This is a genomic window from Phytoactinopolyspora endophytica, assembly GCF_004138495.1.
GTDB classification, from domain to species: Bacteria; Actinomycetota; Actinomycetes; order Jiangellales; family Jiangellaceae; genus Phytoactinopolyspora; species Phytoactinopolyspora endophytica.
The window spans coordinates 425,191-433,931 of sequence record NZ_ML142852.1 but is presented as its reverse complement, the minus strand read 5'-3'; the positions used below and the strand labels follow the sequence as shown (position 1 = coordinate 433,931).

9 protein-coding genes, 1 tRNA gene and 1 pseudogene are annotated in these 8,741 nt (G+C 63.2%); 6 read left to right on the top strand and 5 right to left on the bottom strand.

Annotated features, from left to right (window positions below; all coding sequences use genetic code 11):
- Both ELR45_RS34940 and ELR45_RS42635 read left to right on the top strand, forming a co-directional pair.
- A pseudogene (locus ELR45_RS34940) lies at nt 1-264 on the top strand (hypothetical protein); the annotation flags it as partial.
- Nucleotides 265-369: 105 nt separating this feature from the next.
- Nucleotides 370-639, top strand: coding sequence for an NAD(P)-binding domain-containing protein (locus ELR45_RS42635; protein WP_129665662.1), 270 nt, complete (start codon nt 370-372; stop codon nt 637-639).
- A 41-nt stretch (nt 640-680) separates the two neighbouring features.
- On the opposite strand, the gene ELR45_RS42060 is transcribed toward ELR45_RS42635, so the two are convergent.
- Both ELR45_RS42060 and ELR45_RS10370 read right to left on the bottom strand, forming a co-directional pair.
- Complete coding sequence (locus tag ELR45_RS42060) at nt 681-803, bottom strand: hypothetical protein (RefSeq protein WP_276320667.1); 123 nt, start codon at nt 801-803, stop codon at nt 681-683.
- Nucleotides 804-857: 54 nt separating this feature from the next.
- Nucleotides 858-1,472 (bottom strand): DUF6414 family protein, encoded by a 615-nt coding sequence (locus tag ELR45_RS10370; RefSeq protein WP_129665660.1) that lies wholly within the window; start codon nt 1,470-1,472, stop codon nt 858-860.
- Nucleotides 1,473-1,853: 381 nt separating this feature from the next.
- Between ELR45_RS10370 and ELR45_RS10365 the strand changes: the two genes are divergently transcribed.
- The 3 genes from ELR45_RS10365 to ELR45_RS10355 all read left to right on the top strand — a co-directional run bounded on the left by ELR45_RS10365 (nt 1,854) and on the right by ELR45_RS10355 (nt 5,529).
- Nucleotides 1,854-3,122, top strand: coding sequence for a hypothetical protein (locus ELR45_RS10365; RefSeq protein ID WP_205856341.1), 1,269 nt, complete (start codon nt 1,854-1,856; stop codon nt 3,120-3,122).
- A 704-nt stretch (nt 3,123-3,826) separates the two neighbouring features.
- Nucleotides 3,827-4,387, top strand: a complete 561-nt coding sequence (locus tag ELR45_RS10360) for a hypothetical protein (RefSeq protein WP_129665658.1) — start codon at nt 3,827-3,829, stop codon at nt 4,385-4,387.
- 170 nt (nt 4,388-4,557) lie between these two features.
- Nucleotides 4,558-5,529 carry a carbon-nitrogen hydrolase family protein gene (locus tag ELR45_RS10355; protein WP_129665656.1) on the top strand — a complete coding sequence of 324 codons (972 nt, stop codon included), beginning with the start codon at nt 4,558-4,560 and terminating at the stop codon, nt 5,527-5,529.
- 972 nt (nt 5,530-6,501) lie between these two features.
- Here ELR45_RS10355 and ELR45_RS10350 read toward each other — a convergent pair.
- The 3 genes from ELR45_RS10350 to ELR45_RS10340 all read right to left on the bottom strand — a co-directional run bounded on the left by ELR45_RS10350 (nt 6,502) and on the right by ELR45_RS10340 (nt 8,267).
- Nucleotides 6,502-6,574 (bottom strand) — tRNA-Arg (locus ELR45_RS10350).
- 126 nt (nt 6,575-6,700) lie between these two features.
- On the bottom strand, nt 6,701-7,219 hold the full coding sequence (locus tag ELR45_RS10345; RefSeq protein WP_129665654.1) for a hypothetical protein: 519 nt from the start codon (nt 7,217-7,219) through the stop codon (nt 6,701-6,703).
- Between the two features lie 76 nt (nt 7,220-7,295).
- Complete coding sequence (locus ELR45_RS10340; protein ID WP_129665652.1) at nt 7,296-8,267, bottom strand: NAD-dependent epimerase/dehydratase family protein; 972 nt, start codon at nt 8,265-8,267, stop codon at nt 7,296-7,298.
- 123 nt (nt 8,268-8,390) lie between these two features.
- On the opposite strand from ELR45_RS10340, the gene ELR45_RS37395 reads away from it, so the two are divergent.
- On the top strand, nt 8,391-8,741 hold a 351-nt coding region (locus ELR45_RS37395; protein WP_205856340.1), incomplete at its 3' end, for a TetR/AcrR family transcriptional regulator.

The following is an 8,741-nucleotide window of genomic DNA, read 5'->3' as shown; positions in this document are numbered from 1 at the left end:
GACGACGGTCTGCTCAACGACAGCCTGGACCTGCTTGAAGAAACGACGACGGTGCCTGCGGAAGAGGGCAGGCATGCGTACACTCACACCACCATCACCACGCCGGACGGTGCGTCTGTCGTCGAGTCGTACCTCGTCCGCGATATGGGGCATGCCTGGCCGGGCCCTGCCGGCGACGGCCTCTTCACTGATCGTGCCGGCCCGGATGCCAGTGCCATCGTCTGGGATTTCGCCCGACGCCACCCGAAAGGATCACCGCGATGAAGACGATGACGCTCGGCAAACTTGACCTCTCGCGCATCGGCCTCAGTGCTACGGGGATGTTGGCGTAATCCCCATGACCTTCCCCATTTGTGCCCGTGAGCACAGATGTATCGAATAGGAGCTAGACGCATGGCAACGATCGCGATCGTGGGATTCGGCGACATGGGCGAGCAGATGGTGCCTCATCTACTCGCTGGCGGACATCAAGTGCGAGTATCGGATATAGCGGACTCCCGGCTCGCGGCGAAAGCTGCCTGGGCGTCACGGAAGCCGTCTCCTTGCTACATCGACAGCCGCCAACGGCCACCGCCCTCCGCTGTTGGCGGCAAGTGTGATGTGCGCGTTCAGCGTGCGGTAAGGGACGCTCATACGTGATGGCTACCTCCCTGGTCACGGGAGGCTATGCAGGTGCACGTTTAGCGATAGAGAGCAAGCAGATCGAGCATGAGGGCCGGGCCTTCAAGATACTCGTCTTCCTTGCCAGGTGCGGGTGCCTGTCGCTCCATCTTCCGCCGCTCTTCCCGCGGTACCAGGTTCATGCCCGGGAACGTTAGGAATGGCTTCCACCGGCCGGTAGGAACGATCTTCGAGACCTACCCGACGACGCGTGCCCTGCCCTCGACGTCCGCGCGGATGAATTCATCGGTCAGCTGACCGGCAATGCGCCAGTCCGAGTCGTCGTCTTCGCCGACAATAAGCATGTTCGCGTTCATGCCGTCGATGAAACTTGAGACGGCCCCCAGCTCCTTATCATCCGGCAGCCCATTGGTGTCCAGCCCCAGGCGCTCGGCCGCTGGCAGCAGATGACGCATCATGCTGATGGCATCCGACGCTTCACCTGATCGGGCAAGGGCACGGATGATCTCTGGGATGTAGATCTCGCATTCCCACGACACCATCGCACCGATGCCGATCCCCTCGAGGTCCGTGTCGGGCTGCGTGACCTCGATCCAGTCCAGACCTTCCGGTTCGGCGAGAGCGGCTCGAAGAAGCCGTTCGAACCGCGCCTCGTCCGTGTCGGACAGTGTTCGCGACTCCTCGTCCGAGCGCGACTTCTCGCCGCCGGCGTTGACGACCCTCGCATCGATGCCGCCGCGGCAAACCCCGGATCGTATCGAACGTGCTGTGGACTCGGTGATTAACCCGCCCTCCAACGCGGTCACGTACTGGGTGAGGGCGGCCGTGTCAAGGTAGAGAAACCTACGCAAAATGTCATCAAGGTACCGAACCACAGGCCGCAGGCCGGAATGTGGACACATGGTCGGGCTTGACACTCGGCGGCAGAAGGTCAATCGCTAAGGGATGCGCGTTGCTACGTCCAAGACCGCGCAGCTGCGGTGTCGACCGCGACCTCCTAGTTCTCTGGATGCCCAGCCTGCCAAGGATCACCAGCCGACCCGAAAGGTGATCATCCACCAGCGCCCTCGGCATATCGACACTGCGCGCCATCATTGTTTACGCCACCCGCACACCAACCAACACTGCCAGACGTGGCCGAAGATCACGCGTAGTAGGTGTAGCAGCGGCAACGTCCTGTGCTGTCGGGGCGCGTTCGGAACGATTTCGGTAGAGACTGTCGTGATGTAGGTATGACTCATATCGACGAACGGACCGGTCAGCGCACAGTGCATCGGACGACGGAGGACGAGGTGAGCGACGAGCGTGAGCCAACGGCGGCGGAGATGCTGGCGTGGCGCCGCGACAGTGTGTTTCTGCCCGAGGCCGAGGCTTCCCCTGAGGAGTTCCCGTACCTGCGGAACATCTCGGCTGGATTCGTGTTTGCCGGTGTGGTCCGTCCGCTCGAACCGGCTTCACCGGAGTATGTGACGCTCTCGACGCCTCACACCTCGGATCGGGAGTTCCTTGCGGTCGCCCAGTGGAACATGCTGTGGGAGGCGGCCCAGTTCCGGCGTCGATTCTTTGATGTGGACGACCTGCCGGAATCGATGGCTAAGGTTGCTGACCTCGGGGATGTCAATGTCATGTTCGTGCCGCGGACACCGATGCGGTACTTCGAGTACGCACCGCTGTTTCACTTGCTGTCCAAGCGCGTCCTGGACATGTTCGGACTGCCGTTGTTGCGTGGTGGCCAATGGCCGTTCGTTGCTGACGACGCGGGCATCGACGACTTCCTGCCGCCCGACTTCGAGTTCCGGCTTGCCCGTGCTTGGGCGTGGACGGTGTGGCCGCACCTGATGCCGGGGTCGAAGATGAAGGGGTTCTCGGCCGATGATCCGATCCGGCTGCTTGCACACAACCTGGACTTCTGGGTGCCCGCGGTCACCGCCGCGATTCAGGGCCGGCTGCGTGAGTTCCCTGAGGTGGACAAGGGTAAGACTCCTGGTCCGGTCACCCTTGAGGACGGCAGCGTGCTGGCCGGCGCTGTGGCTGGCAATCCGCGGACGGGCGGGCCTGTATGGTTCGGCGAGGACGATGCCCACGATGCCGTGGTCGAGACGGTGTTGGCGGCAGACCAGGCCGGCCACCTGCGCGGCATCTTGGACGCGGTCCGCTCCCATCGGGTCGAGGACGACTTTTCCAGCCACTGGTCGTACGCACGTGAAGATTTTGAACGCAAGCTGTACGGCAAGCGACGCAAGGTCACGGTGAGATTCGTCGAATTGACTGACACCATCCCGGTCCAGGGACCGGAGAGCGAGGTGCTGGGCAATCTGGTCACCAATGACTTCCTCACGCTGCTGGATGCGCGGAACCAGCAGATCGTCGTACTGCTCAACAGCGGTGTGACGAAGAAGACCGAGATCGCTGATGTACTTGGCTATGCAAACCACAGTCCTGTCTCGAAGCGACTAGCACAGATTCGCCGAGCCGCGGAGTCGTACTTCGACGAGTACTGACTCGCTTGGTCGTGACGGCTCTACGCGCACGAGAGAGAAGCCCACAGCTACACTCTGGCAACGGCCATAGCCGGCTTTCACATAGAGTTGGGCGTCAGTCGGCGCATAGGTGCAGGAGAGGGCGTCTGGATCGCGATTGTGATCTGCGGACGAATCCAACGCACTAGGAGAAGCCGGAAGCACGTTCGGATTCGAGCTACATCTCGATGCTGTTGATCGGCAAGACGCGTTCACAGGCGTGAGGCAGGGACGACGAGCTGGCGCGTAAGTCGGATTCCGATCGCCACTGTCGATCGGGGGATCGTGTGTGTTGTGCTCGGGCGGAGGGCCGTGTACCCAGCGCTCAGCGTCGTGACCGGCCAAGTCGGCGCGCCCACGCGGCGAGGTGCGCTGATGGCGGCTTGACGCGTGGCTGTCCACCGAACCCACGGGCAAAGCCTCGATGCACGAAGTTCTTGTCTCCAGTGTCTTGTTGCGGCTGTGGCGGCCGCCTTGGCCGTGGGTTGATGGCGTTGTGGCAGGTCAGGCGGACGTTGAGTGCGCTTCTCATTTCTGTTCATGACTTTGCCGCTCAGAGCGGTTGGTCTGGTTCGCCGGGGGCTGAGCGAGTTTCGAGTCCGGTGTAAGCGCGCCTCGGCCGTTCTGGGTCGGCGCGCCGGATAGGCTTGTGCGCTCCGCATCCGGCGTCCAAGGGGTATAGCGACATGGACTGGCTCCCGAACGCTACTGCTGAGCAGGTGGCCATGCTTAGCGTGATTGTGTCGGGCGTAGTGGCACTGGGGGCGGTTACAGCGTCGCTGGTACTTCCGAGGATCACAAGCCGTTGGGAGCATCGGCAGTGGCTCCGCGATCGCCGGACCGAATGCTACGACGACCTCATGAGACTGATGGAGCGCAATGGCTTGTTCTACGCGGATGGCGAAATCGAAGACGGAGAGGACTCGCTTCGCGATCAGATCAGAGACCTCAAGGCGCGAGTCCGACTCTACGGCTCTAAAGAAGTCGTTCACTTGCTCGACGGCTTGTTCGGCTCGTTCAACTTGTCGCGCACCGGTCCAAGCGAGACACTCATTGATCCGCGGGTTGACCTAGCGATCAAGGAGACTTGGCAGGCAAGCATGAAACTCCTTCTCCAGCTTCAGAAGGAGACACGGAAGCCGATGCCTCGCGTCAACCGCAGGCCTATCCATGACGAAGAGTGGCAGAAGGTGATCGAGGAGCTCGATGGAACCATCGCCGAGATCCGGAAAAGTTTGGAGCCATGACCACCACGGCGCGAGGATGCGACCCTGGGATCGATGCCACTTCCGATGGAGGCACAGTGCGAGGTGGTCCGCAGAACCTTGCCACGGTCCTGGGCCTAGGCGGCGTGTTGATGTTCGTCATCGGCAGGCCGCTCAGTGAGCGTCGGTTGTGGGTGCGATGATCACGCGACATGGCGATGATTCGGATTGCGGTGGCGCAAGGTGTGGGGACGCAGACCCCGGATGGGATGTCGATTCGTGAGCAGGGGAGACGGGTTCGGGAGCTGATGGCGAGCGCGGCCGAGGGTGGGGCTCGGTTGATCCTGTTCACGGAGGGTGCGCTGTCGTCGTACCCGCATAAGCGGGTGATGTCGCGTGATCCGGACCGGGTGGCGGAGTCGGACTGGTCACGGGTCGATTGGGCGGTGTTGGAGGAGGAACTCGCCGCGACAGTCGGGCACGCCGGTGATGTGGGTCTGTGGGCTGTGGTCGGCTCGGTCCATCGGGTGGCCGAACGCGAGCGACCGTTCAACAGCCTGTACGTGATCAGCGAGACGGGGCACCTGGTGGGCCGTTACGACAAGCGGTATCTCTCACCTACTGAGTTTGCGTTCATGTATGCAGCGGGTGATCATCCGAGTGTTTTCGAGATCGATGGGTTGCGTTTCGGCTGCGCATTGTGCATCGAGGCCAACATGCCGGAGGTGTTCATCGAGTACGAGGCACTCGGGACCGATTGTGTGCTGTTGGCCAGTTACGACGATGGGCCAGCCGAGCCGCTTGGTGATAGTCGATCCATGGCGCACGCGTTGCTGACGGGGATGTGGATCGCGTTCGCTGCGCCCGGCGTCGCGTCGAGAGCAGCCGTATCGTGCGTAGCTTCGCCCGATGATCGATGGCTGGTCCGGGGCCGCCCAGATGGGTCGCCCCAGGTGTTGTTCGCCGACCTCGACCCCGAAGATCCGGCCATGCGCGCTGGCTATGACCGTGGCTACAGGCCCTGGCGCGCATGCATCCGGAACGGGTACCGCCCAACGTCGGATGAGGTCAAGGCATTGCTGGGTTCGCCGAAGCAGGGAGTCGCCACGCCCCATGACATCCCTCGCGGGAAGGCCCGGGCGCCGGGGCGCGGCAACGTCCGGCGGAGCCCAATTCAGCGGTAGACCTGAAGTCAGGTATGGGAGGAGTGGGAGCATGGATGGGAGCAATTTGGGAGCAGATCCGTGCGTTGAAGGGCGTGGAACGGCGGCCAACTGCTCTGAACGGAGCTGTTCTACCTGCGGGTGTGTTGTTTGCGCAGGTAGTGGAGGTTATCGTCCATGGTTCACACCGAAGAGGTCACTCGCTCGATCCTCGGAGCCATACTCTGCCTCAACGTGGATAGTAGGAAGGAGATAGAAACCAGCCGCATCGAACCGAGGCCTTGAGGTCCGATAATCTTCTACTGTCATCGGTGGTGCTCGGGTGGCCGATTCAAATACGTGCCCAAGTCTCCGCTCGTGTGGTCGGTGAGGGCGCGTCGCGGCAGGTCAGCGCAGGTGCCGATGGCCCGGGCATGACGCCCTCTCCAGGCGGTAGTTACGATTCGAGTTCGTTGGCTACGAGCGTGCCAACTTTGTTCCACGCATTGTGGACTTCCTCTCCCGTCCACGGGAGGGCGCTCGTGGTCTGTGTCACGCGATGTGTAGCTCGACGCCGTATCCTTGATGCGGGTTCTGTACGTCTTATGGGAGTTCGTCGTCGGTGATGATGATGGTCACGTCGCCGAGCGCCATCACTTTCGACGCTGCGGCTGTGCCACTTGGAAGAGTCGGCTAGCAGGATTACGCGGCGCATGATGCGTGCGTATTGGAGCTAGCCCGGCGACCGGCCTGAGGTGATGCGGCGGGCGAACCAGAAGCACCTGCCTGGGTCAGCCAGGGCGAGCCTGGGCCATGTCGGGCCATTGACCTGGGTAAATGTGCATCAGTGGTGCCTGCGCGGATGTGGTTTCCTTGTTCACACCGAAGAGGTCACTGGTTCGATCCCAGTATCGCCCAGCTGAAGAGAGTCGAACCTCCGTCTCTTCACGGTCATAGCTGGTACCCCGCTTCGAGTACCAGCTGACCGCTCGGCGACGTTGCCCATGTTTCGTGCGCCCTCGGTAGGATTCGAACCTACGACACCCGCTTTAGGAGAGCGGTGCTCTATCCCCTGAGCTACGAGGGCCGACTATAACCTGCCGGATTAGCGTACCCGGCCCGGTTCGTCGATGGCGACCACGCCTCGCGTCTCGGCGGATGAGAGGCGGAAGCCGTGGTGACCTGGAATTGCGGGGCCTGGCGGCGTCGAGTCCTAGTCCAGGATGGCACAGTTGGCGCCAAGGTCGACCAGTCCGGCGACGAAAGTGCTCGTGAGCTCAGACGCGTTCTCGATGTCACCGCCTGAAGGGTCGTCGGAGTTCGCCAGCTCTTGCCACGCCTCGTGCGCGGGCGTGCCGAGGGCGATAGCGGCCTCGACCTGCTCTGCGTCGTCTGTGCTCGATAGGGGCGGAAGGTCGTCGAGTGCCACCACGAGTGCGTCGACGCCGGCCGCCACGTCGGAGATGTTCTCAGGGGCGAGCTTGGCATCCTCGCCCTGCGTCAGGATGGAGTTCTCCTCGGCGACGGTCACGCAGGTCGCGGTCGCCTGTTCCACCCAGCTGGACATCTCGACCGGCGCGTCCTCGTCGGAATCGCCGCCACCCATCAGCAATGTGTAGCCGGCCACGGTTGCGCCGACGACGACGAGCAGCGTGACCGTCATCGTGGCGAGGACTCGCCGGCCTGACGGCCGTGGCGTCGTGCTTGAGGGGATTTCCTCGAGCAGTTTCACTATGACTCCTCACGAGCTGCCATTGCCGACGATCTCACAGATGCCGGCGCGGATTCCCCCTTCACGCCGCGCCACTCTAGCTTGTCTGGTCCGATTGTCGAGTGTTCCGGTCGTCTCGGCGGTGTCGCCAGGCTTTGGTCGTGCTGTTCATGATCTCATCCCATGCCGTCGGTCGGAGGCCGAAGAGGTCAGTGGTCGCGGCCGCGTCGATCTCGAAGGGCCGGTCCCACTGGTACAACACACCACCCACTTCGCGCAGCAGCGGAGAGAGCGGGTAGAGCAGTCGCAACAACCCCCGTGGAATCCTGCGAACACGAGGTGGGGCTGCTCCGGCAAGCTCAGCGGCCTGTGCCACCACCCCGCGTGGCGAGACCGGCGGCGGGGAGGGGACGTGCCACGCGTGCCCCCATGCCCGTTCGTCAGTGCCGAGCACACTCAGGGTGCGTGCGACGTCGGGCACGTATGTCCAGCTGTGCGGGACGTCGGGGTCGCTCAACATGGACACCGGCTTTCCCGCCACGGCGGCGAGGCCGTAACGCGTGATCATGCCGGCGTTCGGCCCGACGCCAGGGCCGATGAAGTCCGACGCTCTGGCTTCAGCGACGCGGACCCGGCCCGCGTCATGCGCGGCCAGGGCGTCGTGCCATAACCGGGCACGCAACCGCCCCTTGTGCTCGGTGGCGATCAGGGGGTGGTCGCGGCTGATCGGCCCATCGACCGGGCCGTAGCCGTAAAGGTTGCTCATGGTGACCAGAACCGCGTCGGCTGATTCGGCCGCTTGCAGCAGCGCGGACGCCAGCGGTGGCCACATCGTCTCCCAGTGCTGGTAGCTCGGCGGAGACGCGGTGTTGTAGATGGCTTCAGCGCCGGTGACGTGCGGACGCAGGGAGGCATTGTCGGTGGCATCGGCGCTCACCGGTTGGATCTCTGGGTGCGAGGGTCCCGTACCTGACCGCGTGACGACGCGGACCTGGTGGCCGGAGGCCGCCAGCTCGAGGGCTGTGGCTCGGCCGATAGTGCCGGCGCCGACGACGACGTGCAGGGACATGGTGTGCCTCCAATATGTGAGCACTGCTCTCGTTTGAGTTCAGTGTGCTCCTCGGTGGAGGCGCTGTCAAGATCAGTGCTCTCGCTTTGGTGCGTCGTTCTCGTCGTATGGCACACTGCTGTCATGGCATCGACTCATGGGATTCGTGAGCGTGTTCGGCGAGAGCTGATCAGGGAGATCAAGGACGTCGCCCGTCAGCACCTGGCCGACCACGGCGCCGACGGTCTCTCGGTACGAGCGGTGACACGTGAGCTCGGAATGGCCTCGTCCGCTGTGTACCGGTACTTTCCCAGCAGGGATGCGCTGCTAACGGCGTTGATCACCGATGCGTACGAAGGCATCGGCAGGGCCGCGAACGTGGCCGAGGCGGCAGTGGCCCGTGATGATTTCCTCGGCCGCTGGCTCGCGGTGTTCCGGGCGGTGCGTGAATGGGCACACCAGCACCCCCATGAGTACGCGTTGATCTACGGTTCG